Below are 24,323 nucleotides of genomic sequence, written 5' to 3'. Positions count from 1 at the left end.
CAGCTTGATCTGGAGATGGTATGTCACAGACGCAGCAATTTCAGTACGTATTGACCGAATGTTACTGCGGTTGTCGACCTTATACGTCAAACCAAATGACAGATAATTAGCGGACAATCAGAAAGAAAAAAGTACGATTATGCGGACAGCCGTCCCAACTGCCGCAATATGACCGATAAGCTTAGGTAGTCGGCTTGCTGAGTACTTTTAACCTCTGCAATCAAGTTGCTCAAATACCCAGTTTGAACATTGTTGCCGTCCAGCCAGTTATCGAGCTCCGTCGCGATGTGGCCATTCACGTCGATGTCGCCGGCCACTTTGGCGCAGAGCTCGCGGTGACGCTGATATAAATCATCGCGCAGGGCGTTGCGGGCCAATGCATGCCAGCGGGACTCGGCAGTGAGTTTGTCGATATTCCGACGCACCCAAGTTATTTGTAAGGACTCCGCCAATCTGAAGTAGATTTCGCTTAAAACTTTTGCAGAAACGCTGGTGTGCTCCTTCAGCCAAGTGATGTCGGGACTCGCGAACAGGGCTTTGAGCATAACAACCCGTTGCGCCACTTGGCGTGGAATGCCGCTGTTGCAGTACTCAGTAATACGATGCTCAATGAGTTGTAACTCATCCTCAGACAAATAGTGTTTAACTTCGTCGCCCAGCAACTTTATGTCTGCAGCGTAGCGGTTTATTAAGCTCTGAATATTGTTTAGTTGCTCCTTGTTGTTGATTAGCCATAGCGTGACATGTTTTACGAGGCGGCGGATTTCAACCATCATGCGCGTTTGTAATTCGTCGGGCACTTTATTGTCTAGTTTTTCAATGTCCGTCCAAAGTGAGCGAATGTCGAAAAGATCACGCGCAACGGTATACGCGCGAGCGATATCTTCGAAGCTGTTGCCAAGCTCGTCATTTAAACGATGGGCAAAGGCGCTACCCATGCGGTTTACCAAGCTATTGGTAATCACCGTGCAAATAATTTCTCGGCGCAGGCGGTGCTGGCTGATTTCGTCGGGGTAGCGTTCACCTAATTGTTGCGGGAAATAGCGGTATAGCTCCTGTGCTAGATAGGGATCTTCGGGAACAGTAGAATCCAGCAAAATTTTATTGATATGTATTTTGGAGTAAGACAATAGGCAGGCTAGCTCAGGGCGGGTGAGCCCGAGTCCTGCAGTGCGGCGGCCTTGAATGGTTTTTTCATCGGGTAGTGATTCGAGTTTTCGATCCAGCCCGGCGTCGCGTTCTAATATGCGGATCAGTTCAGCCTGCTCACCCAAGCGCTCCGGCGATTGCGAGGCAACCATACTAATCGATTGAGTTTGCAGGTAGTTACTGCGTAGAACTTGCCGCTCCACATCTTTGGTCATGCTTTTCAGCAGTTTATTTCGATCGATAAAACTTATTGCTTGTTTGGCGACAAGCTCGTTAAGCAGTATTTTTATATTGACCTCATTGTCTGATGAGTCGACACCGGCCGAATTGTCGATAAAGTCAGCATTACACAGCCCACCCTTCAGCGCGTATTCAATACGCCCGGCTTGGGTAAGGCCCAAGTTACCACCTTCGCCTACCGCCTTGCAGCGTAATTGCGCGCCGTTCACACGGAGATTGTCGTTGGCACGATCTCCCGCTTGTTGATGAGTTTCGCTCTCTGCTTTGACATAGGTGCCAATACCGCCGTTCCAAAGTAAGTCCACCGGGGCTTGCAGAATGTGGTAAATCAGTTCATCTGGGGTGTAAGCGCGGTGTTCCAAGGCCAATGCGCGGCAGGCTTGCTCGCTAGGTGTAATACTTTTTAATGTGCGGGAATAAATGTCGCCGCCTTTTGACAGAAGTGCTTTGTCGTAATCGCTCCAGTTTGAACGGGGCAGTTTAAATAGGCGTTTGCGCTCCTTCCAGCTTTCTTCGGTATTGGGTGTCGGATCAAGAAAAATATGCAGATGATTGAAGGCCGCGATTAAGGCCGTTTTCTTCGATAGCAGCATGCCATTGCCAAACACGTCGCCGGCCATATCGCCAATGCCCACCGTGGTAAATTCTTGGCGTTGGATGTCTTTGTTCTGTTCGCGAAAATGCCGTTTGACCGCTTCCCAGCCACCTTTGGCGGTGATGCCCATTTTCTTGTGGTCGTAGCCATTGGAGCCACCTGAAGCAAAGGCGTCGCCAATCCAAAAGCCGAAGTCTTTGGAGACGCTATTGGCAATATCGGAAAATGCCGCCGTGCCTTTGTCAGCGGCAACCACAAGATAGGGATCTTCGTCGTCGTGACAAACCGTTAACGGCGGGCGAATGACACGGTCGCCTTGTCGGTTGTCGGTTAGCGATAACATTGCTCCAATAAAATCTTTATAGCAGCGGATCACCTCAGCTTGGGTGGCCTCTCTCGTTCCGTTCTCGGGTAAACGGCGGCACACAAAGCCACCCTTGGCACCGACGGGGACGATAACGGCATTTTTAACCATTTGCGCTTTCACTAAGCCGAGGACTTCGGTGCGAAAATCTTCCGGCCGGTCTGACCAGCGCAGGCCACCGCGAGCGACTTTATCGCCGCGTAGATGCACTGCTTCAAAGCGCGGCGCGTGCACCCAGATTTCAAATCGCGGCCGCGGTGCTGGTGCCTCTGGGATATCTCGCGTCGAAAATTTGAAGGCGTATATGGCATTTTTTAAGGCTTGCTCATTCTCGCTTTGATAATAGTTGCTGCGCAACGTTGCCATAATGAGGCTGCGTAAGCTGCGGAATAGACGGTCGGCATCAAGGCTTTGGACAGATTCCAGTGCAATGTCTAATTGTTCAGTTAGCTTTATTTGTAGGCTGTCGCGATCAGTGACATGCAGCTTGAAACGGGCGTGAAATAAATCGATTAACAGGCGGCTGATGCCGCTGTTATCAACCAATAACTTACTGAGATAATTTTGTTCGAAGTGGCTGCCTAGCTGTTTTAGATAACGGCAATAGGCGCGAATTAGCGAGGCTTCACGCCAGCTGATATCGGCGCTAATAATCAAACGATTGAAATCATCGTCGTCACATAATTCCTTGTGAATGGCGATAAAAGCCTGCTCAAATTGACTGGCGTCGTGCCAAAACACGTGATTCACATTGACGGCTGTCCGGGCACGAAAATCCTGAATCCAGTATGTTTTATCGTTGTTAATGGTAACTGGGTATAAATCTTCCACTACTAGGCGCAATCCGAGGTTGCTTAGCCGCGGCTGTATGTCGGAGAGCGGCAGCGGCTGGTCCTTAAAATAACAACGTAGTTCAACTCGCTCGTCGGGGCGGGATGCGTCGCGGTAAATTTTTACCGCTAAGTTATTACTTGATTTTTGTAATTGCTCCAGCTGTTCTATGTCATCGGTGGCGGTTTCAATAGTGGTCTTGGCAATATAGGGCGCGGTAAAAGCCTCGCCGTAGTGAAGAAATAGCTGTTGCGCGGTTTTGCGCGAATGCTTGCTATAAAGTACCGACTTCAGCTTTTCCGGCCAACTTTCCGTGACGCCGCTGATCATTTCTTCCAGTGCTGCATTATCTAAGCTTTTCGCTTCCTCGGTGCGAACTTGAACAATGAGATGTAGGCGCGCCATACGGTTGTCGGTGAAATAAATGGCAAAGTCGCTACTATCTGCATTCAGTTTTGCGGCTATTAAAGTTTGTATTTTCTCGCGAACGTACTGACTGTACTGCTCTCGGGGAATGTAGACCAGAATAGAGTAGTAACGATGAAAGGGGTCGGTACGGCTGAACACCCGCACACGATTCTGTTCTTCTATGGCGACCAGGCCCATGGCGATTTCAAATAATTTTTTGGCACTGCTTTGAAATAGTTCATCGCGAGGAAAGGTTTCCAGTGTTTGCAGCATCACTTTGCCGTTGTGACTGCCTAACGGGAAATGCGCGAGGTTCATGGCGGCGTGGATACGGTCAGCTAACAACGGAATATCAAGTGCGCGGCTGTTATAGGCGACGCGGGTCATTAAACCGTAAAAACGGTGTTCACCTTTCAGCTCGCCTTTGGCGTTAAAATCTTTAATGGCGATATAGTCCATGGGCACAAAACGTCGGATGGGCGCCAGCTCGGTCGATTTGGTAATGGTAAGTACGCGTGGACTTTCTAAATAGTGCTCTAAAATCTGTTGGCGCTGCTGTGGCGATTCGATGTGCTCCCAAGGGGTAGATTCTAATTTCAAACCGAGCCGTGATGATTCGATTGCATGCAAGCTTCTTTGGCCACCCTGTTGCTTAACTTGCATTTCAACATAAGCAAGAAAGGTGAGGTTATTGGCGGTAAGCCAGCTAAGAAAATTACAAATTTGCCGGCGCGGTTTTGTTTTCATCGGCGCCGGGCTTTGTGAATAATAGAGTTGCAGCGCTTCCGCTTTTTCCCGCATGGGCTGCCAGTGCTTAACAATCTGCTCGATAGTGCTAAGTGCTTTGCGGATACGCTGTTTTAGGCGAGTGTGTGATATTGCACTTGGGGAAGCTTCCAGCTCATAGCGCACAAATGACTCGGCGCGGTAGTCGGTGAGCTCTTGTTGCTTGCGATCGAGTGCAACGATATCAAGAAGTTGTCCGACCTTGTCTCGGTTTACCCAGAAAATGGGATGGTGCGATAAGAGCACCGTGTAGCCGGCATCGTATATTAGGCTGGAAAGCGTATCAAAGATGAATGGCCGATCTTTGGTCACCATTTCAAATACCAATAGACCGCTGTCGCCCTGCTCGCTAATGCTTATTTTCGGCTGGTCGAGACGTCGTGATTCGGCAAGACTCAAGTGTGACTGAACCGTACCGAGCAGCTCAGCGGCGCTGCGCTTGGCAATGGTTTCACTGGCGGTAACATCCCAGTAACGGCTCGCTAAGGCACTTAAGGCCTCAGACTCAGGGGTATTGCCGAGCTTTTGTTGAATGAAACGTGTTAATTTTCCGGTTTTTGATTTCATGTGTCAGGCTTGCCTAGTAATGATCAAGGTATTGGCTGAGTAGCTTGTTCAGTACGCTACCGGATAGCAGACGGGCTTGGGTTTAGCTTAGTCAATATATCGGCGATTTCAAACGCGCCCCCTAGGATTGCCTTATTCCCAACCTTTCCCATATTAGGATAGAAATGGAAGCTAGGAACTGAACTGCCCTGGGTTTACGACACAGTTGATGATTTGAAATTCAGCGACTAACCGCTAATGTGACGCTAGAGCCAGACACACCCAGTATCTAAGCAGCCACTTCCTGAACGGGTAATAAGCAGGCGCTCAAAAACCAGAATCAGATGTAAGTTGGTAGGTTTTTCTACAGCCTCAACGCCCTGCAGCGGGGACAGGCAAAAGAAGCGCAACGTTTTGCCTGTCCCGCCGCACTTTTCAGCGGCAATTGCGGCGATTGATATGAATTTGATAGTCGAAAATAGCACCTAGCTACCTCCAAGTATGGAGTGCAAGAAAAGCACTAATTTAGAAGACGCCTCACTTATAGCTAAGATTAATAACGCCCGAGCTCAGCGGATTTCGAGGCAAGGCACGTTTTTATGCAAGCAAAAATGAGTGGCGAGTCAAAAAAGTCCACTGCAACGATTTGTCGGGCGTCATCACTCCCCGATCTCAACGCCCTTCCAAAACGCCACCCGACCGCGAATGGAAGCAGCAGCCTCAAGTGGTTCCGGATAGTACCAGGCCGCATTTTCATTGCGGTGCGCCGCAACGTCGATTGAAAAGTAGCTTGCAGTACCTTTCCAAGGGCAGTGCGACGTATGAGCACTTTCGGAAAAGTACTGCTTTTTGATCGCATCGGCTGGGAAATAGTGATTATTTTCCACAACGATTGTGTCGTCAGACTCGGCCAATATCACCCCATTCCAAGTAGCTTTCATATTTACTCCCAAAGCGCTGCTGCTTTATCAATATTAAGGCAATCGTACTTGATGCCCCTCGAACTGAGGAGCATCCCCGCCGACATGATCCCAGGGAGCCTTGGACCCAACGAAGATATGGGCGCCAATTTCAATCCCAGGATCACCATTCACACAACCGAGCGTGACACCGTGCACAGATTCTTTGAAGTAGCCGCATAGAGTCGAGCCACAGGTTCTACAGAACCCCAGCCCCCAGTCAACTTGCGAACTGCACCGGGTCACATTTTCCGCGCCCGCTACCCAGACAAAGCTTTTCGGGCTTTCCAATTCAGCGTACGCTGAGGCGGCACCACTGAATGCCTTTCGGCATCGAGAGCAATGGCAAGAACGTGCATTCTTCAGTGCGCCGTCAATTCGGTATCGCACCGCGCCACAGAAGCATTCCCCTTCGATCACAGATATTGACCCTGTTTCAATGACACCCGAGAGTTTATAACGACTCAGGCCCTTATCGCTTTGGCCCGCTTATCAAAATCGGGGCTTCAGCATGGATTAAAAAATATACGGAAATTCAATAAAATGTATGTCTCGCGAGTAGCAAGCGCCGGTCAAACGAAGAATGATTTCCTTTAATTCTGCCAAACATTCCGTTCCCCTGATCATATCCCGTTTTTTAGAAATTTCAATGAGTTAAGTAACTCGTCAATGTGTTAATGGGAAGGAGTCTAGTGTTTAAGTGCCTTAGCGATGTTATAACAACAATTGACCGCTCTTGTGACGGTTGCCCCCCTTAGGATAAATCAACACACTGTGAATAGAGTGCTAAACTCCAGTGTAATAACGCTTTTGAATCTGATTACAGAAGGCCACTAGATTCTCATACCGCATGGCAATAGTGCTAAAATCATTGGCGACATCGGCTAAAATAACTTGGCCTAGAAAACCGAAAACACATGCGTCGAGTACGCTGGGTTTATCGTTCATAAAGTAGCTTTTACTGCCCAGCAGAACCGAAAGACTGTCTAGGGTATTAATATATATCTGTTGAATTTCCGACTCTGAATGCCGGCCCATGCCCTGCTTATAAACAGCAGCGCGGATATTCCTGCGCACGACTGCCGCGGCAATATGGCTTATAGGAAAAGGCAGAGCGCCGAACAGCGCCTGCTTGGTTAGTGGCCAGGTTTGATCACTAAGCCAACGTGAATACAGCAAGCACCAGTAGAAATTTTCATCCAAGGATTTTGCGATCAAATAAGCGTGTGCGCGCTGCTCAGGACTCAGAGCAGAACTCATGGTGACACCGGGCTTGTCGTTTAAGTATTCGATAATAAAGGCCGAGTCCGCAATGGTTTTACCATCGTCGACGATATACGGCAGCTTGCCCTTGGGAGCGGTACGCAAATTAGAAATGACAGACTTGCGCTCAAAATCCAAGCCCGCCATGCGTAAATAGGCATCGATCTTCAACACAAAGGGACTGGCATCTACCATGCCAAACGCCTCACCAAATCCATATAAGGTAATCATCACGCCTCCCTGGCTAATCGCCTATGCCGTTTCAATACTTAGGCTTAAGGACCGTTTAACATAATCCGCGTGGCTAACTGAATTTCGCGTAAAAATCCGGTTAGGGCCACTATTAAAAAACACATCGCAAAAACAAACAGCAAGGCCACGGCAACACTGCTATTCCAGCTCATGACCGCACTCAAGAACAACATGGCAATCACCACACACACCAGCAGTGCGCTAGCAGTACTAAAGCCAATAGCGCGATGCACCACCCGCGCCCGACGAGTGAGCATTGCCAACTCGTCGAGAATCACTAGACGACGCTCTTCGCTCACAGTTTCTAAGCGGTGGTGTAAATTGCGACTGCGATCAATAATCCGCGCCAAGCGATTAGTTAGTACATTTAAAATACCACCAATACCCGCCAGCAAGAACACGGGCGCGACGGCTTGCTGAATCGCATGGGTAATGGTGACGACTTCAAAATCAACTGCCATTTTATTCCTTAAGACGCTGCTTAACTGACTTCTTATACGTAAATAAAAATTTGTTCGCCTTCGCACTCTACTTTGAAAGTTTTCAGTGGCTGTGGCGATTTCCCGAGGGCAATCAGTTTATGGGTCCATCCCGGCATGGGCATACCGACAAATGCGTTGGTCCAATCAATATTCTCACCACTAAGGAGGTCGAAACTTGAACCGTGGAAGGGACACACCACCGCGCCGTCGCATACTTTACCCTTGGCGAGCGGCAAGCCCAGATGAGGACAGCGATTTTCTACCGCGCAAATCTGGCCGTTTATTCGACTCAGTAATACTTTATTGCCACTGACATTTTTACTTAACAGGGCATCCGTCTCAATATCATCAAGATTTGCTACAAAAATCTTTTCCATAAATCCCTCTCTTATTATCTATTTTCGTCGTTAAATATCGCCGCATTCAACGATATCAGCCCGCTGGTGATGACAACAAGGGCAGCGAGGTTTTACTCACCGGAGACTTCATCACAAAGCTTGAGTGTACGCCGGTCACACCATCTATTCGAGTGATCTTATTGAGCAGCAAAGCCTGAAAGCCGTCCATATCGGCAACTATCACTTTTAACAAATAGTCCGCCGATTGACCGGTGATCAAATGACATTCCAAGACCTCGGGTAGCTCGCCGACATGGCGTTCAAAATTCTCGAAACGCTCCGGTGTATGCCTATCCATACTAATCTGAATAAACGCCATTAAATTTAGCCCCAGCGCACGAGCATTTAGCACGGCGCGATAGGCGGCAATCAGCCCCGCCTCTTCTAAGCGCCTCACCCGTCGCAAACACGGCGAGGGTGACAAACCAATAAGATCAGCCAAATCCTGATTACTCAGGCGACCATCCTCTTGCAAAGCTTCTAAAATCCGCCGATCGTAGCCATCTAAACTCATTTTATTCCAACCACCCATAGAATATAGGCATAATATGCCATTAATTTAATATTTTAAGCAACTATCGATTACATTGACACCATTCTAAGCACAACTTCGCAATCCCCTGCCAAAGCGTTGCCCCTATACTGGGGACCGTGGAGTTACCGCTCCGCACACTACGTCGCACTGACCGCTACACCCCGCGCTCAGCACGCACGAAAACACCAGCTTTTACAAAAGATGGCCAAGGAAACACGGTAAAACGCCCGGTACACCGGGCTCCTACCCCACACTATTTACGTAGAACACTAACGCAAAAGGAAAGTCAGATCATGGGCGAGTTCAACCACCGCAAATATCGGCCCACACCGGTCATCAGCATAGCAGACCGTCAGTGGCCCAATAACACCATCTCGACAACACCACAGTGGTGTTCTGTAGATTTACGCGATGGTAACCAGGCATTGGTTGAGCCCATGAACGTGCAGCAAAAACTGCGTATGTGGGATCTACTCGTCAAACTCGGCTTCACTCAAATTGAAGTGGGCTTCCCCGCCGCGTCACAACCGGACTTCGATTTTGTGCGGGTGCTGATAGAAGAAGATCGCATTCCTGACAATGTCACTATCCAAGTGTTAACTCAGGCCCGTGAAGAACTGATTGCCCGCAGTTACGAGGCACTGAAAGGCGCTAAGAACGCCATTGTTCACGTTTACAATTCCACCAGTCCGGTGCAGCGTGAACGGGTTTTCGGTCTGGATAAAAAAGGCATTAGCAATATTGCGATACAGGGTGCAAAGTGGGTTAAGGAGTATGCTATCCGTCAGCCTGAAACCAACTGGTCATTCCAATATTCGCCGGAAAGTTTTAGCAGCACGGAGATTGAATTTGCGGTCGAAGTCAGCGACGCGGTGATTGCAGAATGGCGCGACAGCGGGAATCCCATCATTATCAATTTGCCGGCAACCGTCGAGTGCGCCAGCCCCAATGTGTTTGCCGATCAAGTCGAATGGTTCTGCCGCAACACGCGCTATCGCAAAGATATTACCGTGAGCGTACACACCCACAATGATCGCGGCTGTGGCGTTGCCGCTGGCGAGCTGGCCGTTATGGCGGGCGCCGATCGGGTTGAAGGTACGCTGCTGGGGAATGGCGAGCGCACCGGCAATATGGACATTGTCACTATGGCCATGAACCTCTACAGCCAGGGCGTAGACCCCGGTCTAAATTTGGCTGATATGGATGAGATCATTGCGGTGGTAGAACACTGCACGGCGATACCACTTCATCCCCGTCACCCCTATGCCGGCGAGTTGGTCTTTACTGCCTTTTCTGGCAGCCATCAGGATGCAATCCGTAAATGCCTGAGCAAGCAACAAGCTGATGAGCCTTGGCAAGTTGCCTACCTGCCCATTGACCCCGCCGATTTGGGTCGCAGCTACGAAGCGGTCATTCGTATTAACAGCCAGTCCGGCAAAGGCGGTGTGAGCTGGGTGCTAGAAAATGACTACGGCTTAGAACTGCCACGCTGGCTGCAAATAGACGCCAGTCGCATGGTACAAGCGCGGGCAGAGGAAATTTCTGGCGAAGTCACCTCGGCGCAAATATGGGATTTGTTCGACGCCCATTATCTGCAAACGAGCCGGAATATCAGCATTCAAAATTTTTCAGTTAGCCAAGACAATACTGAAAACGCGGGGCAGGATTTGCTCAGCCTTAGCTACAAGAATCGCCGAGGCATCAGCCATCTTCAAGGGCATGGCGACGGCGCCATTAGCGCGCTGGCTGACGCTTGGCAGCAGGAGTTTGGCGACAAGATAGAAATTCTGGACTACCGCGAACACGCACTGGGTAGCGGCACAGACTCGCAGGCGATTGCCTATGTACATCTGTCTATCAATAATCAGCGTTATATTGGGGTAGCCAAACATCGCGATGTGATTTCAGCCTCACTAAAAGCGGTGCTCAATGCAGCCGAGCAAGCCGCCGAGAGCCAAGCGAAAGCGGCCTGACTATTTAGGCTAACTGATACCATCGAGAGAAAAAAGCCGCGTTGAAGCAATTCAGCGCGGCTTTTATATTGGCTCAATCTTCATAAGAGTACGCAAAGCACAAATCTGCTGCACAATATCATTGGCCGTCTTGGCGGAGGCCATCACACCGCTAGACCACTGGACCGCATACCAGAGCACCGTTAAATAAGCGTAAATAACCCGCCAGTGATACAGACGACGCCAGTCATCGCTTGTCAGAGGTCGCTGCAAATATTCCGTCAGTAGTAAGCGCTGTTGCTGCTCATTCAAGCCATGCCCCTCAACAATGACCGCAAGCTCGTAGAAGGCATCACCCATGGCTGAGTATTCCCAATCGATGGCGTAGAGACCGCCATCATCGGCGGCAACTAAATTTTCTAGCAGTAAATCGTTATGACAGAGACAGCTCCCCGCACTCAGAGCCTTGGCATCTTGAATATGCGATGCCACATCCTCCGCTAGATTTTCTAAGTCAGCGGCAAACTCAGCGTCGCTGCTTATCGCCCGCCAGTAACTCGCCGCTTTTTCATTAATATCTAAATATCCGTCAACTGCAGCTAGGCCATGAATACTGCGCAGTAAATACGCTAAGGATGTTAAGCCCGCCGCATCCGCCCGCCAATGCTGGCCGCTGACAAAATAGCCAACCATATATTTATAATCTGCATCATAGTGAATCAGCGGAGCGCATAGCCCAGCGCGATCCGCTAATTTTAAAACCTGCGCCTCGGTAACCCGGTCTAAATTCAGCGCCGAACTGATGGGCGAATTTTGGCGCAAGACCATCACTGTGTTATCAGCCGAAATCAGCCAACTTTTATTGGTCAAGCCACCCAATAGCGGCCTAATAAGGACAGGCTTGGACTTGCTCCACAGGGGCCAGTCGAGGGGAATAATGTCTGTTAGCGCTGAAGTCATAGCGACCTTATGATTGCGACGCGAGCTGCTCGCGCTTGTAAATGGCGTACCACTGAAAGAAACCAATCACCACCAACACCACATAAATCACAAACAGCAAGGCAGTGAGATACAAACCACGGTCAATGTATAAATACACCGAGGCGCCGTCGATCACAATCCAGTAAATCCAGTTCTCCAATACCTTGCGTGTCACCATATAGGTGGTGATGACCGCGCCCCAAGTGGTAAATGAATCCAAATAAGGTAAGGCCGCATGGGTGGAGGTATGCAATACGTAGCCAAAGACCAGTGTTAACACCCCCACCACCGCAGCGATTAGTAAATGGGTGCGCAGCGACCAGCGATGAATACGCAATTCCTGCTGCTCATCGCCCCTATTGCGCCACTGCCACCAGCCGTACACCGCCATCACTAAATAGAAAATCTGTAGTGCAGATTCCATCAGCAAGCTGACATCCCAAAACAAAAAGACGTAGATAGACGTACTGAAGAATGCCGCATACCAGCACAGGCTATTTTCCCTCATAGCGAGAATAAGGTAGGCCAGCGCTAATACCACTGCGCCCAACTCCCAGAAGGACATCGCCGCAACCGCATCAGAAATCGCGGTGACGACCTGCTCGCTAAGCATGACTAGGCTCTGGGCTTAAATCGCCGTCAATAAACTTACATACAAAAATCGCGCGACCAAATTTCTCATACGACAGGCGGATTTCTTCTTTCAGGACATCCATCACCACATCGTAATCACCAAATACTTGGGTGCTCATGGTATTGGTTAATACCTGCAAATCTGGGTGGGTATTCAGTCTATCGATAAAATTTTGAATGGCGGGTATAAACTCGTCTTTCAAAGGGTACATACTGATTTCAACAGAGAGATTCATTGCGCTCATCCTTCAATATCGGGTTATTACTTAATCGGCTATCAGGGGCAACTAACTACCCCTGCTAAAATAGAGCAAGCGATTAATTAAAAAGTGTAGTTAGCCGACACACCCACTACCCTCGGCTCGCCCAACTGATAGTAAGCCTCTGGCGCGTAGCCATTGGCTGGGTTGTTACCGGAGGCATTACTAAAGTAAAAACCTCTGGTTTCGTAATCTTCGTCCGTTAAATTGCGGCCCCACAAAGACACTTCCCAGTTGCTGGCGAAATAGGTCAAACGCGCATTGACTAACTCGTAGGCTGTGGATTTCTCGTTGTGGCTGTTCGAGAAATAAAACTCATCCTTGCCCTCCACCTCCAAACGCAACACCAGATTAGTCGTCAGCGATAACTCGCTACCCACAAATAATTGGTATTTCGGCGCGTGGGCAACTTCACGACTGTCAAGATTGACCGGTGGCAACTCCGCGCGATTAACATCGTCTTTTGCGTCGACGTGGGACTTACTGCTAAAGCCGTTAAACTCTGCATTTAGCAACCCAGCAGCGGCGAAAAAGCGCAGCCGCTCAGTAGCAAGATAATTAAGCTCTACTTCTACGCCGGTGGTTTTACCACCGGCGGCGTTAACGAGAAAATCGTCAAAGGAACGATCATTGCCATCAAATATAGATTGCTTGGCTTGAACGTCGCTACGATCTTGGTAGAACACCGCCACCTGCGCTTGTAGACGACTATCCAGCCATGAACCTTTTATACCTAGTTCATAATTGATCATGTGCTCGGTATCGAACTCATACATATCACTGCTAATATCAGAGTTTTCTGGCGCAGCAGATATAATACGGCCGTTTACACCACCCGCCTTATAGCCTCGCGAAATAGTGCTGTATATCAGCTTATAGTCGGCGTAGCGGTATTCCAGAGTCAGATTGCCGCCCCACAGATCCTCGTCGTTGGCCGAACTCGGCATCAGCGAGTCACTGTAATCGGCGTTACGTTTTTCAAAGCGCAAACCCGACACCAAGTTCAATTTATCACTAAGGGCCGTTATCAACTGGCCATACACGGCGTAGTTCTCGGTTTCGAACTGGCTGCTAAAGCTGGCATTGCGCTCTAAGTCTTCGGCTTCCTGACGCAAGTAGACCCCCACTACCCAGCTGCTAGTGGCGTTAAACAGTTTGGACTGATCGCTAGAAATAAACCGCAATTCCGCGCTGATATTATCTTTATCGCGCAGGTAGCTGTCTTGCGAGCTGTACCCATTGGGATCAAAACCCACGTAGCTCCAGTCCTCATCGTAACCGTATTCAGTTTCTGAGCTGGCCGCGCTTAATATCGATTCAAGGCTAAAGGCCGAATTCCCCGACCAGCGCGTAATCACTGAGCCAGCAAGGGTTTCCTGCGCATCTGTGCCTGGTTGGTCAGACTGGGTTTTACGATTATTGTAAAACGAGAAGGCATCGTAGCCATTGTCGGCATCAATATATAAAAGATTAAAGTCGATCTCTAAGGTCTCGCTGGCTGCAAAACTCAGCTTGCCACGCAGCACCGACTCATCGATATTATTGACATCATCTCGGTTTAAAAATGTGTTCTCAATGTAACCGTCGGATTGCTGATTTTGTAGCGCAAGCCGGTATCCGACGCGCTCGCTGAGCGGCCCGCTGGCTATAAGCCCCAGGGTTTTACCATTGTAAGTAGCCGCCTCCGCAGAGACCTTAAGCATTTGCTCTGCCGTTGGCGTATTGCTACTCATACTGATCAGGCCTGCCAAGGCATTGGCACCGTAGGCTGTGCCCTGGGGACCACGCAGTACTTCGACCTGACCAATATCGAGAGTGCTCGCCGCCAAACCTAGGCCGCTAAAATCAATACCATCGATAATTAAACCCACCGACGGGCTGACTGGATCAATAAATTGGCTGCGCTCACCGATACCGCGAATCTGAAAGAAACGACCGCGCGACGCACCAGAGGAGAAATTTACGTTGGGGGCCAAATTGAGTAGCTGCTCGATGTTGTTAGCGCCGCGCGCTTCAATAGTTGCGGCGTCAAACACACTGACGGTGCTAGCAAGATCCAGCAAACTGCTGTCCCTAAATTGACTAGTCACCACCACTTCTTCAAGATTATTGGCTTTAGAACTGCTGCCAGCATGGATGAGTCCCGCTGTCATTAGACAGGCAAGACCAACAGACAAGGCGATGGGTTTTGGGGTAAATATATAATTCATGGCTCTCTCATATATAACAAAAATAAGAGACCCGGCACGCGCTAGAAGAGGGTTTTTGAGTGCTCACCTATTCCTACGCCGGTATTAACCGGATCAGGTTCAAGGGTTTGCAGTGTGGATTTATTCAAATCCACCACATCTCAGGCCGCAGCCACCCCTTAGGTTTTTTCGAGCGAGATTGTATCAGGTTTCAGTTGTTTTCGGGAAGACCAAAAGACCTTACACCCCACCACCGCAACAAACAAAATATTTTCAACGAAAAAGCAAGTAGCACTTGCCCTACATCAATTTACGTACTATTGTTTTCAACCTCGGACATAACTTCACTTTCACAACACCCTAGCCAAAGGAATGGTTACTATAAATGTCGCGGCCATCATCCATATATTACGCAAAATATCTAACCACCTGCAAACGCCCACCTATCGATACACCTCAAAATATCGACCGAAAAAATATTATTTTTATAGAAAAAAGATTAAAAAAAACCCTAAGATTTACGCTTCCTCTAAAAATAGAGGTGAAATTTTCACCCCCAGTCTCGCACCAAAAATAAAAACAAAATGGTCGACGACTAGAATTATTAGAGGATCACGCCAACCAAATAAGAAAAATCAGGAAAACACAAAAAATCATCCTTAATCGACAATATATAATTACAACTTTATAGAAAGATATAAAACCAAGGAGAACTTAAGAAATGAAAAGGAAGTTAATTCTAACAATCCTAATGACAATATTCGCAACAGGATGCACTGGAACAAAGGTATTAGTCACACCGGATCCAGATAGCTTTGGAACCATTTACAACTATAAATACCAGGATCTAGGATTACGAAACATACCAGGCGACAAAGTTTATGCTCCGGCCGGGAACATCACAGAATCTTTTGGAACAGAGCTTCGAACTTCTAGGTTCGCCAAAAATGTCTATTACCCGCTAAGACCTGATGACAAAGTAGATATCACGTTAGAATCAAAATTCGACCTCGAAATGGATCCTCATATGGGTTCCGGAATGATCAAGGCATTCATCACGGGCTTTACTTTTTTCATACTAGAACCACTGTTCTGGTACGACTACGACTACAAAATTGTAGGAAGTGTTGATGTGTACAAAAATGGTACTTTAACAAAAAAAGTTTCCGCTCAAACTGACGCCACGACGAGTATGAAATGGCTTTCTTTATCCAAAGGCCAAACTCTTGAAGGCGAAGCACTTGGAAAAGCTAAGCTCTCTCTGTTTAAGCAGCTCATGATTGAAATAGATAAAGAGTAGCTGGTTGCTCAATGTGATTTTTTCGAAAGCGCTGTGATCAAGTCCGCCTCACTGGCAGAAATACCGCAGCGCTGGGCTAGTTCTGGCGCGCCAACGCCCTGCCCTGCCATCACGCTAACTTGCTGGTAAAAGCGCATGTCTTTTTTATCGGCGTCATTCCGCTGCTGACGCTCGCCGAGCATCTCCAAGTATTCCTCTAACGCCGATATACGCTCGCCGAGCATTGTCATAGCAGAGTTTTGGTATTCAATTTTGCGCTCCAATGCCACCACAACGGCATCGGCATCGGCATCGGCATTTTGAGTTTGGCTAATCTCTTTTACAGTATCGCTACGGCGGGCTTTAACCATAAACATCAGCAAGCCAATACCAACTAAACTCAGGACTAAGCCCAGCAACGACGCCTCAGATAATCTTTGGCACCATTCAATAAACTTCATAGGAAATTCGAGATAATCGTATTTAGTCATTGTAGATTCTTCCTGTACTTAAATCTTAGCTCTTGATTGCTACCTTGGCAGCAGCTCATATTGCCTAGGCCGCAGTCCAGTCGCTTAGCCGACCTTTTAGCCTGACAATCGCTTGACTGTGGATTTGGCATACTCTTGATTCGCTCACTTCCATAACCTCACCAATTTCTTTAAGGTTAAGACCGTTTTCGTAGTAGAGCGCCATCACTAACTTTTCCCGCTCTGGCAAGCCATTTATCTGGCTCACCAGTGCGGTCTGAAAGTCGTCTTCAAGTACATTTTCCAGCGGTGCGTAACGATCATCGCCGCCGCCCACCTCAATAGCTTCGTGTTCGCCTTCGCTCATTTGGTCTAGGCTAAACAGGCGCACGGAACTAGTGTCGCGCAATAAGTCATGATATTCGTCTAGTGATATGCCCATTTCATCGGCAATTTCATTGGCGTTTGCCTCGCGGGCTACGCGACTTTCAACCTTGCGAACCGCTTCGCTCATTTCCCGCAGTTGACGGGTTACAGAGCGCGGCGCCCAGCCGTTGTGGCGCATTTGATCAATCATGGCGCCGCGAATACGGATACTGGCGAAGGTTTCAAAACTTGCGCCTTTATTCATTTGATAATTACTGCCCGCTTCCAGTAGGCCAATCATGCCCGCCTGAATAAGGTCATCAACTTCGACACTGGCCGGCAAACGGCTGACCAAGTGATAGGCAATTCGCTTTACCAAAGGTGCATGACGCTCTACCAGCTCTTCGCGGCTGCCGTATTGCACATTGAGGTAGGCGGAGTGCCCGTTCACATCGCAACTCCGGCGGCGGCCGCCGGTGTAAACATACGGTCGACAAAGAATTCAATATCGCCGCTTGGACCGCTGGGCATTGCCCATTTATCGACTGTTTCTGCCAAGCGGCGGAATGCCAGCGAGGACTCTGCGCCGGGATATAAATCGCTGACGGCTTTTTGGCGGGTATCGGCCTTTATCAAATACGGATCGCGGGGAATAAATCCGGCGTACTCCAGAGTGACATCTAGAAAACGTTGGGCAACTTCGTTTAAACGCTCAAATCCATCGCGGGCGTGGTCGTGGCTGTTAACCATATTACGCAATACTTTAAAGCGCTTAATGCCGGCGTCGCGGTTCATAACCTTAATCAAGGCATAGGCATCGGCCATTGAGGTTAATTCGTCTGTCACCACCACCAATACATATTGGCTGGCGCGACTGAAGGTAATAACGCTGTCTGAAATACCGGCGGCGGTATCGACAATCATTACATCATAATCACCACTTAGCGCGCTTAGTGAGCGAACAATGGCGGCATGCTGGTCATTACCCAACTCTGCCATTTTTTTGATGCCCGATGCAGCCGGGATAATCGAAATCCCCTCTGGACCGGGAAGCAGAATATCTTCGATTGAGCACTTGCCATCCAGTACGTGTGACAAATTCCATTTCGGTTTTAGCCCCAGCATGATATCGACGTTAGCCAAACCTAAATCGGCATCCATCAGCAAAACACGATTACCGCGTCTGGCTAACTGGCAGGCCAAATTAACTGAGACATTGGTTTTACCAACACCACCCTTACCACTACTTACGGCTATAACTTTTACAGGACTCATTGTTTTTATCACTCTCCCGATACATTTTTAACCACCCCAATTAGATGGTAGCGGATTCTCAAACTATCGTTACTCTATGGTATGTCTGTCGTCCTAAAATTGCTCTACGCACTATCACTAACTTTTCATACTAATCTTGCCTAAACCCGCACATTTAGCGCACTTCCACGCTGACTTTGCATGGCAGAAGCCACCTCAGCGGGCACCGATTCTTGCTGCGCGGGTGCCGGCATTGGCGCCGGAGTGCCATTGCGACGAACCTCAAAGGCCTTGGTCATCCGCACGGCCATATTCACCAGTTTTCCGGCATCTGCCGCCGACAAGTTTTGCGGTACCCGGGGGCCGTTAGCACACCACACCAAAGGCAAGCGGTGCTGGATCAAATTTGACATGGCGCCGCCTAAGCGCATGGCTTCGTCAATGCGGGTAAGAACTGCACCCTGGACGTTAAATGACGAGTAGGCGTCGATAATTTCGCTCTGCACATAGTTCTCTGAATCGGCGGGCAAGGTTAGAAACACCTGAAGGTCCTGCATACCGGAAATCAGCTGATTGAGTTCACTGATACCCTGTTTGTCCCGAAAAGAGATACCCGCAGTATCTATTAGCACTAAATTCTTTTTACGTAAAAGACGGTAGGTTTTAACGGCCTCGTCTGGGTCGCTGGCGACGTGAACCGGTATTTGCAGAATGCGGCCATAGGCTCGCAATTGTTCTTGCGCCCCGACTCGAGCCGCGTCTGTGGTTAAGATCGCAATGCCTGAGCGGCCGTGAGTCAGCACATATTGCGCCGCAATTTTTGCAATGGTGGTGGTTTTACCCGCGCCCTGGGGGCCAACCAAACAAATAGCCCCAGCGCTAGGCGGCGCCTTAACCGCCAATTTGTTGACTAACAGCATCTTAAGCATTTCACGCTGCACCGTGGCCGATTCATCGCTAGGAATTTCTGCGCACAGGCGTTTACCTAGGGCTGGGTCGATATCCATTGCCGAAAGAAAATCGTTTAGGCCTTGATGCTCTGGTGCTTGATGACTGGCTTGCTGCCAATTGTGACCTTTTAATTGGTCCATCAGCATTGATTTCATTGAGGCCATTTCCTGCTTCATGGTGAGCAGTTCTTCATTCTGGGACCATACCATTTGCGGTTCTGCCGCAGTCGGTCTAACACCATTACTATTGCTATCAGCAGTCCGGGCTGGCGGACTGCTGAGCTGGCTGATTTCTTCCTCGGCTTTTTTTCGGCGGTTAAACAGAGCATCGAGGGCTGTTGGCTCGCGACCTGCGTCGGGGCTGCGGGTTTGCTGCGGAGCCGGAAATGATGCTGGGGGCGCCGCAGCCATTGAGGTTTCAAGCATACTCTCAAGACTAACAACCACTTCCACCCCGCCTGCCACACTACGACAGTCGAGAATCACAGCGTCTGGACCATGGGCCGCGCGAACCAATCTCATGGCCTGCTGCGTATCCGCTGCTTGATATTTTTTCACTTGCATAAGCCACTCCCAGCACATCTCAATTTACGGCGAAATGTCATTAATAAATTTATCTCTAACTGTCTGTCGCCAACTTCAAACACCTTAATTCAAGCGCCCTTGCTGACCGATTGTTGACAGTAATCTCACTTGCTTGCTGTCTGGTACTTCGTTGTACGACAACACGGCTAATCCCGGTACGCTGCGGCGTGTAAAACGTGACACCCAAGAACGTATAGACGGTGACACTAAAACTATCGCTGGCTGCCCTGCTAGCTCCTGACGATGGCTATAGTCTGCCAAGTCATTCTGTAATCGCTCTGCAATTCCTGGCTCTAATCCAGCGGCGGCAGCGTTGCCTCTAAGCATGTCTTGCAACAACTGTTCCAGATCTGGATCTAGTGCGGAAACAGGTAGATCTTCCTCTAAGCCATTGATTTCTTGAACAATCATTCGACCTAAGGCGACCCGAACCCCCTCCAATAATTCGTCAGGATTTTTGCTGCGCGGCGCTTGCTCCGCCAAACTTTCGGCGATTAGACGAATACTGCGGATAGACACGCCTTCTTTCAGCAGATTTTGTAATACTCTAACCACAATACTGAGTGGCAATTGTTTGGGTACCACATTCTCAACCAAGCGTGGATCTGTTTTAGCCAGCCTGTCCAATAGCTGCTGCACTTCTTCGTGGCCCAGTAATTCATGGGCATGATTCTTAATGATTTGACTGAGATGAGTCGCGATTACCGTGCAGGGATCGACCACCGTATAGCCCATGGTTTGCGCCTGATCCCGCTGACTGGAGTCAATCCATACTGCCTCCATACCGAAGGCGGGATCTTTAGTAGGAGAGCCGCGCAATGTGCCTTGCGCACCACCGGGATTAATGGCCAATTCCTTGCCTGCCTGAATATCTCCCTGGGCGATAGTGTCTCCTAGTAACTGAATGCGGTAGCTACTGGGCGAGAGTTCGAGATTGTCGCGGATATGGACAGGCTGAATAAGAAAGCCCAAATCCTTGGAGAGCTTTTTGCGTACGCCGGTGATTCTTGCGATTAGCTCGCCACCTTGATTGCGGTCTACCAGAGGAATTAAGCGGTAGCCTACTTCCAGACTCACTACATCCATTGGGGTGACTTCGTCCCAGTTCAGTTCACTGGGTTCACGAGCAGACGGAAGCTCTTCGAGGTTTTGATCTTCATCAACAATTTCTGCTGCATTTTTTTTCTGATTTTGCATCCACCAGCCACTGCCGCCGCAGGCCGCAGCCAAAATAAGAAATACCAAATTTGGCATACCGGGAATGATACCGATCAGGCCAAGTAAGGTCGCTGACATATACAGCACATTGGGATTGGCAAACATTTGGCCAACAATCTGCTTACCCATATTTTGCGAGCGGGATATACGGGTGACAATTATCGCGACCGCGGTTGAGAGCAGTAATGACGGCAGCTGTGCCACCAATCCGTCACCGATGGTCAGCAGGGTATAGTTGTGCATGGCTTGCGCAAAACTCAAACCATGCTGGGTCATCCCTACACCAAGACCACCAATAACATTGATGAACAAAATCATAATGCCGGCAATTGCATCACCGCGTACAAACTTGCTGGCGCCGTCCATGGAGCCGTAGAAATCCGCCTCGGTACGCACTTCTTCACGGCGAAGGCTGGCCTGTTCTTGATTTAACAAGCCGGCGTTTAAGTCTGAATCTATTGCCATTTGCTTACCTGGCATAGAGTCTAGGGTGAAACGCGCAGTCACTTCTGCCACCCGCCCAGCGCCCTTGGTGACCACCACAAAGTTAATAACAACCAGAATGATAAATACCACGATACCGACGACATAATTGCCGCCGATAACAAATTCACCAAAGGATTCGATAACCTTACCCGCAGCGCCGGGGCCGGTATGCCCCTCTAGTAACACCACCCGAGTAGATGCGACATTCAAGGCAAGCCGCAATAAGGTTGCCAATAGCAATACGGTGGGAAACACGGAGAAGTCGATGGGACGATCTACGTAGATAACCGCCAGAATAATGACCAACGACAAAGTGATATTAAAGGTAAACAGCAAATCCAATAAAAACGGCGGCATGGGTATAACCAACATACCCAGACAGGCTATTAGCAATACCAAAACGCCAATGCCACTGTCGGCAGTCTTTTGTAGCCATCCGGGCATTGAAATTGCTTGTGTTGCCATACTATGGTCTCTCTACAAAAACGTAATGCGCTTTAAGGCTGCGCCAAAATTTCGTCGTTATAGACTACCTTTGCAACATGGAGGCCACTATTTGTAGGGGTAAATACTGATCGTCAGTGGACGACTACTTTCAACTCTCTCGAGTGAGGTTTGCTACAGCAGATTGCCAAGGTATTCATCAGCAATATCAGGTTCTGGGGTATCTGGACAATCTCCACCCATGGTTTCCCAGCTGCGTAACTGGTAGACATAAGTGAGTATTTGGGCCACAGCCAAGTACAAGCCTCCGGGGATTTCAGAATCTAGATCAGTGCTCGCAAAAATGGCCCTTGCCAAACGCGCGGACTCCACAATGGGAATATTGTGTTCCGTTCCTAACTCACGAATCTTGGCCGCAATATTGTCTGCGCCTTTCGCCAGTAAAATAGGTGCTCCCATGCGCGCCTCATCGTATCTTAAGGCAACTGCAAAATGAGTAGGGTTGGTGATAATAACGTCAGCAGTGGGGACTTTTTCCATCATGCGATTATTAGCAGCAGCCTGCTGCATTTCACGCATTCTGGCTTTCCCTTCGGGGCTACCGTCAGATTCCTTGTGCTCATCACGCACTTCCTGATGAGTCATCTTCAATTCTTTATTAAAATTCCATAACTGCCAGGGCACGTCGATAGCGGCTATCGCTACCAGAGGCAAACTGACGACAAAGAAAAACCACCCCAGCTGTAAGGCGCTATTAACAATGGCCTCCTTAGGTGACTGCAGGCTAAGGCCTAGAATATCATCCGCCATTCCGGACAATAACCATATTGCCGCAACACCGATAAATACCATTTTCATAATAGATTTAGCCAGCTCGCCAAGGCTGCGCAAAGAGAATAATTTACCCAATCCCTTAATGGGGTCCATTCGTTCCGGCTTTACACTCAAACTAAAGACCCAACCGCCCAGAATAGTCGACGAAACTACGACCGCTAACAATGCAATAGCCAGTATTGGCCAAATGCTCAACATTCCCATTATCAATGTTTTATACAAACGGGAGACAATGAGAGTTTCACTGTCGACTAATAAAAATTCTGGTGACAGGCTACTAGCAAGCAATGCCTTTTGCGCTTCGGCAAGGTCGGCGCCAGTAAATAGTAATATTGCGGAGCCACCTACGGTGACCATCATTGTGGTTAATTCTTTGGACCGCGCTACTTGCCCCTTTTTTTTGGCATCCGCCAATTTCTTGGGGGTTGCCTCTTCTGAGCGTTCCTGACCGTCTTCGTTCTCAGCCATACATCAGCCTCCGAGAAACAGTTCGACAGCAATAAATGCGCTGCCCAACATAGTCGTTAACAGGGGAAGTAAATTGGGTAGCAAACGATCGACCACCAAGAATCCAATCAGCATTGCGATAGGAAAACCCACCGCAAACAGGTTTAAGGTTGGCGCTGCGCGACTCACAATACCGATGGCAAGCTGCACAACCAGCAGAGCGACTACGGCGGGTATGGAAACTCGTATTGCGCCAGAGAACAGCTCAGCGCCGCGCATCCACACAATACTAAACTGGCCAACGGAAATACCGTCGCCGGCCACCGGCCAATATTCAAAGCTTCTTGCCAATAACGCCAAAAAGTCTATATGGCCATTCAAGGCAACAAATATAAGCATGGTAAATATCAGTAAAAACTGCGACAGCACAGGTACCTGCGCACCACGCTGAGGGTCTACCATCATGGCAAAGCCCAGCCCCATGCCCATGGCAATAATCTGTCCGGCAAGAATAATGGCATCAAATACCAACTGCACGATTAAACCAATACAGATACCAATCAACAATTCATTGACTGCCAGCAGCATGGCTTCGATACCGATTAAATTCGTCGCCTGCACAGGGGGCAACATCGGTAAAATAATGGCGGTGATGAATATTGAAACTAAAATACGTGCAGGTGTGGGTATATACGCCGCGCTGAATAAGGGTGCCGCGATCATCGCACCACTAACACGCACAAACGGCAGCCACGCGGATGCGAGCATAACGCTGAGTTCGTCTGGCGTTGGCGCGATCATCGCCAGGCTACCCGACTAAACTCGGGATCATAGAGAATAATTGACGGGTATAATCAAGCAATTGGCCCAACATCCAAGGGCCCGCAACCCCCAAAACCACAACCAGCACAACCAGCTTAGGTATAAAGCTCAGAGTCATATCCTGAATCTGGGTTGCAGCCTGAAACATCCCTATCGCCAAACCGGCAGCAAGTGCCGACAACAGCAAGGGAGCGGACAATAGTACGGTGACATTCATAGCCTGACGACCGAGTTCAATTACCGTGTCTGCATTCATTGCCTGGCCTCGTACATTATTATCATAGTCTTTGCCGCCACTATCTTTACTGCTGCCGAGGTCGTCATTGCCATCAAGGTCGTTTTTGC

The 24,323-nt window shown here is 49.0% G+C and carries 21 protein-coding genes and 1 riboswitch; of the genes, 2 read left to right on the top strand and 19 right to left on the bottom strand.

The window, feature by feature from the left end; genetic code table 11:
- Positions 1-137: 137 nt before the first annotated feature.
- The 7 genes from AB4875_RS08025 to AB4875_RS07995 all read right to left on the bottom strand — a co-directional run bounded on the left by AB4875_RS08025 (position 138) and on the right by AB4875_RS07995 (position 8,787).
- Positions 138-4,940, bottom strand: coding sequence for an NAD-glutamate dehydrogenase (locus AB4875_RS08025; RefSeq protein ID WP_368375538.1), 4,803 nt, complete (start codon positions 4,938-4,940; stop codon positions 138-140).
- Positions 4,941-5,578: 638 nt separating this feature from the next.
- Positions 5,579-5,860, bottom strand: coding sequence for a DUF427 domain-containing protein (locus AB4875_RS08020; RefSeq protein WP_368375537.1), 282 nt, complete (start codon positions 5,858-5,860; stop codon positions 5,579-5,581).
- Between the two features lie 33 nt (positions 5,861-5,893).
- A complete protein-coding gene (locus tag AB4875_RS08015) occupies positions 5,894-6,298 on the bottom strand; it encodes a GFA family protein (protein ID WP_438273523.1) in 405 nt (134 codons plus the stop codon).
- 366 nt (positions 6,299-6,664) lie between these two features.
- Positions 6,665-7,372, bottom strand: coding sequence for a glutathione S-transferase family protein (locus tag AB4875_RS08010; protein ID WP_368375536.1), 708 nt, complete (start codon positions 7,370-7,372; stop codon positions 6,665-6,667).
- Between the two features lie 44 nt (positions 7,373-7,416).
- A complete protein-coding gene (locus tag AB4875_RS08005; protein WP_368375535.1) occupies positions 7,417-7,854 on the bottom strand; it encodes a DUF2721 domain-containing protein in 438 nt (145 codons plus the stop codon).
- 32 nt (positions 7,855-7,886) lie between these two features.
- Positions 7,887-8,252 (bottom strand): Rieske (2Fe-2S) protein, encoded by a 366-nt coding sequence (locus AB4875_RS08000; protein ID WP_368375534.1) that lies wholly within the window; start codon positions 8,250-8,252, stop codon positions 7,887-7,889.
- A 55-nt stretch (positions 8,253-8,307) separates the two neighbouring features.
- Positions 8,308-8,787, bottom strand: coding sequence for an Lrp/AsnC family transcriptional regulator (locus AB4875_RS07995; protein WP_368375533.1), 480 nt, complete (start codon positions 8,785-8,787; stop codon positions 8,308-8,310).
- A gap of 314 nt (positions 8,788-9,101) precedes the next feature.
- Here AB4875_RS07995 and leuA point away from each other — a divergent pair, with 314 nt between their 5' ends.
- Entirely contained in the window at positions 9,102-10,781 is a 1,680-nt protein-coding gene (leuA, locus tag AB4875_RS07990; protein ID WP_368375532.1) for a 2-isopropylmalate synthase, read from the top strand.
- Positions 10,782-10,844: 63 nt separating this feature from the next.
- Here the strand turns inward: leuA and AB4875_RS07985 are convergent, their stop codons facing one another.
- The 4 genes from AB4875_RS07985 to AB4875_RS07970 form a co-directional block, all read right to left on the bottom strand.
- The gene (locus AB4875_RS07985; protein ID WP_368375531.1) at positions 10,845-11,720 is read right to left on the bottom strand and encodes a choline kinase family protein; all 876 of its coding nucleotides are present in this window, start codon (positions 11,718-11,720) and stop codon (positions 10,845-10,847) included.
- A 7-nt stretch (positions 11,721-11,727) separates the two neighbouring features.
- Positions 11,728-12,354 carry a nicotinamide riboside transporter PnuC gene (gene pnuC / locus AB4875_RS07980; protein ID WP_368375530.1) on the bottom strand — a complete coding sequence of 209 codons (627 nt, stop codon included), beginning with the start codon at positions 12,352-12,354 and terminating at the stop codon, positions 11,728-11,730.
- Positions 12,347-12,610 (bottom strand): YkoF family thiamine/hydroxymethylpyrimidine-binding protein, encoded by a 264-nt coding sequence (locus AB4875_RS07975; RefSeq protein WP_368375529.1) that lies wholly within the window; start codon positions 12,608-12,610, stop codon positions 12,347-12,349. Before AB4875_RS07975 ends, pnuC begins: the two co-directional genes overlap by 8 nt.
- An 86-nt stretch (positions 12,611-12,696) precedes the next feature.
- Entirely contained in the window at positions 12,697-14,844 is a 2,148-nt protein-coding gene (locus tag AB4875_RS07970; RefSeq protein ID WP_368375528.1) for a TonB-dependent receptor, read from the bottom strand.
- Positions 14,845-14,897: 53 nt separating this feature from the next.
- A riboswitch (TPP riboswitch) is annotated at positions 14,898-15,013 on the bottom strand.
- A gap of 531 nt (positions 15,014-15,544) precedes the next feature.
- Here AB4875_RS07970 and AB4875_RS07965 point away from each other — a divergent pair.
- On the top strand, positions 15,545-16,123 hold the full coding sequence (locus AB4875_RS07965) for a hypothetical protein (protein WP_368375527.1): 579 nt from the start codon (positions 15,545-15,547) through the stop codon (positions 16,121-16,123).
- A gap of 8 nt (positions 16,124-16,131) precedes the next feature.
- Here the strand turns inward: AB4875_RS07965 and AB4875_RS07960 are convergent, their stop codons facing one another.
- The 8 genes from AB4875_RS07960 to fliQ all read right to left on the bottom strand — a co-directional run bounded on the left by AB4875_RS07960 (position 16,132) and on the right by fliQ (position 24,234).
- On the bottom strand, positions 16,132-16,593 hold the full coding sequence (locus tag AB4875_RS07960) for a DUF2802 domain-containing protein (RefSeq protein ID WP_368375526.1): 462 nt from the start codon (positions 16,591-16,593) through the stop codon (positions 16,132-16,134).
- Between the two features lie 64 nt (positions 16,594-16,657).
- On the bottom strand, positions 16,658-17,389 hold the full coding sequence (locus tag AB4875_RS07955; RefSeq protein ID WP_368375525.1) for an RNA polymerase sigma factor FliA: 732 nt from the start codon (positions 17,387-17,389) through the stop codon (positions 16,658-16,660).
- Positions 17,386-18,213 (bottom strand): MinD/ParA family protein, encoded by an 828-nt coding sequence (locus AB4875_RS07950; protein ID WP_438273522.1) that lies wholly within the window; start codon positions 18,211-18,213, stop codon positions 17,386-17,388. Before AB4875_RS07950 ends, AB4875_RS07955 begins: the two co-directional genes overlap by 4 nt.
- 140 nt (positions 18,214-18,353) lie before the next feature.
- Complete coding sequence (flhF, locus tag AB4875_RS07945; RefSeq protein ID WP_368375524.1) at positions 18,354-19,706, bottom strand: flagellar biosynthesis GTPase FlhF; 1,353 nt, start codon at positions 19,704-19,706, stop codon at positions 18,354-18,356.
- Between the two features lie 84 nt (positions 19,707-19,790).
- On the bottom strand, positions 19,791-21,896 hold the full coding sequence (gene flhA, locus AB4875_RS07940; RefSeq protein WP_368375523.1) for a flagellar biosynthesis protein FlhA: 2,106 nt from the start codon (positions 21,894-21,896) through the stop codon (positions 19,791-19,793).
- 153 nt (positions 21,897-22,049) lie between these two features.
- On the bottom strand, positions 22,050-23,177 hold the full coding sequence (gene flhB / locus AB4875_RS07935; protein WP_368375522.1) for a flagellar biosynthesis protein FlhB: 1,128 nt from the start codon (positions 23,175-23,177) through the stop codon (positions 22,050-22,052).
- Positions 23,178-23,180: 3 nt separating this feature from the next.
- On the bottom strand, positions 23,181-23,957 hold the full coding sequence (fliR, locus tag AB4875_RS07930) for a flagellar biosynthetic protein FliR (protein WP_368375521.1): 777 nt from the start codon (positions 23,955-23,957) through the stop codon (positions 23,181-23,183).
- Between the two features lie 7 nt (positions 23,958-23,964).
- Positions 23,965-24,234 (bottom strand): flagellar biosynthesis protein FliQ, encoded by a 270-nt coding sequence (gene fliQ, locus AB4875_RS07925; RefSeq protein WP_368375520.1) that lies wholly within the window; start codon positions 24,232-24,234, stop codon positions 23,965-23,967.
- Positions 24,235-24,323 lie beyond the last annotated feature (89 nt).

The sequence above is a fragment of the Zhongshania sp. R06B22 genome (assembly GCF_040892595.1).
GTDB lineage: Bacteria > Pseudomonadota > Gammaproteobacteria > Pseudomonadales > Spongiibacteraceae > Spongiibacter > Spongiibacter arctica.
Note: the sequence above shows the minus strand (reverse complement) of the source record. Positions and strands in the feature narration are given on the sequence as shown.

Coding starts and splice junctions, on each gene's coding strand:
- AB4875_RS08025 (WP_368375538.1), bottom strand. CDS start 4,940: ATGAAATCAAAAACCGGAAAATTAACACGTTTCATTCAACAAAAGCTC.
- AB4875_RS08020 (WP_368375537.1), bottom strand. CDS start 5,860: ATGAAAGCTACTTGGAATGGGGTGATATTGGCCGAGTCTGACGACACA.
- AB4875_RS08010 (WP_368375536.1), bottom strand. CDS start 7,372: ATGATTACCTTATATGGATTTGGTGAGGCGTTTGGCATGGTAGATGCC.
- AB4875_RS08005 (WP_368375535.1), bottom strand. CDS start 7,854: ATGGCAGTTGATTTTGAAGTCGTCACCATTACCCATGCGATTCAGCAA.
- AB4875_RS08000 (WP_368375534.1), bottom strand. CDS start 8,252: ATGGAAAAGATTTTTGTAGCAAATCTTGATGATATTGAGACGGATGCC.
- AB4875_RS07995 (WP_368375533.1), bottom strand. CDS start 8,787: ATGAGTTTAGATGGCTACGATCGGCGGATTTTAGAAGCTTTGCAAGAG.
- leuA (WP_368375532.1), top strand. CDS start 9,102: ATGGGCGAGTTCAACCACCGCAAATATCGGCCCACACCGGTCATCAGC.
- AB4875_RS07985 (WP_368375531.1), bottom strand. CDS start 11,720: ATGACTTCAGCGCTAACAGACATTATTCCCCTCGACTGGCCCCTGTGG.
- pnuC (WP_368375530.1), bottom strand. CDS start 12,354: ATGCTTAGCGAGCAGGTCGTCACCGCGATTTCTGATGCGGTTGCGGCG.
- AB4875_RS07975 (WP_368375529.1), bottom strand. CDS start 12,610: ATGAATCTCTCTGTTGAAATCAGTATGTACCCTTTGAAAGACGAGTTT.
- AB4875_RS07970 (WP_368375528.1), bottom strand. CDS start 14,844: ATGAATTATATATTTACCCCAAAACCCATCGCCTTGTCTGTTGGTCTT.
- AB4875_RS07965 (WP_368375527.1), top strand. CDS start 15,545: ATGAAAAGGAAGTTAATTCTAACAATCCTAATGACAATATTCGCAACA.
- AB4875_RS07960 (WP_368375526.1), bottom strand. CDS start 16,593: ATGACTAAATACGATTATCTCGAATTTCCTATGAAGTTTATTGAATGG.
- AB4875_RS07950 (WP_438273522.1), bottom strand. CDS start 18,213: ATGAGTCCTGTAAAAGTTATAGCCGTAAGTAGTGGTAAGGGTGGTGTT.
- flhF (WP_368375524.1), bottom strand. CDS start 19,706: ATGCAAGTGAAAAAATATCAAGCAGCGGATACGCAGCAGGCCATGAGA.
- flhA (WP_368375523.1), bottom strand. CDS start 21,896: ATGGCAACACAAGCAATTTCAATGCCCGGATGGCTACAAAAGACTGCC.
- flhB (WP_368375522.1), bottom strand. CDS start 23,177: ATGGCTGAGAACGAAGACGGTCAGGAACGCTCAGAAGAGGCAACCCCC.
- fliR (WP_368375521.1), bottom strand. CDS start 23,957: ATGATCGCGCCAACGCCAGACGAACTCAGCGTTATGCTCGCATCCGCG.
- fliQ (WP_368375520.1), bottom strand. CDS start 24,234: ATGAATGCAGACACGGTAATTGAACTCGGTCGTCAGGCTATGAATGTC.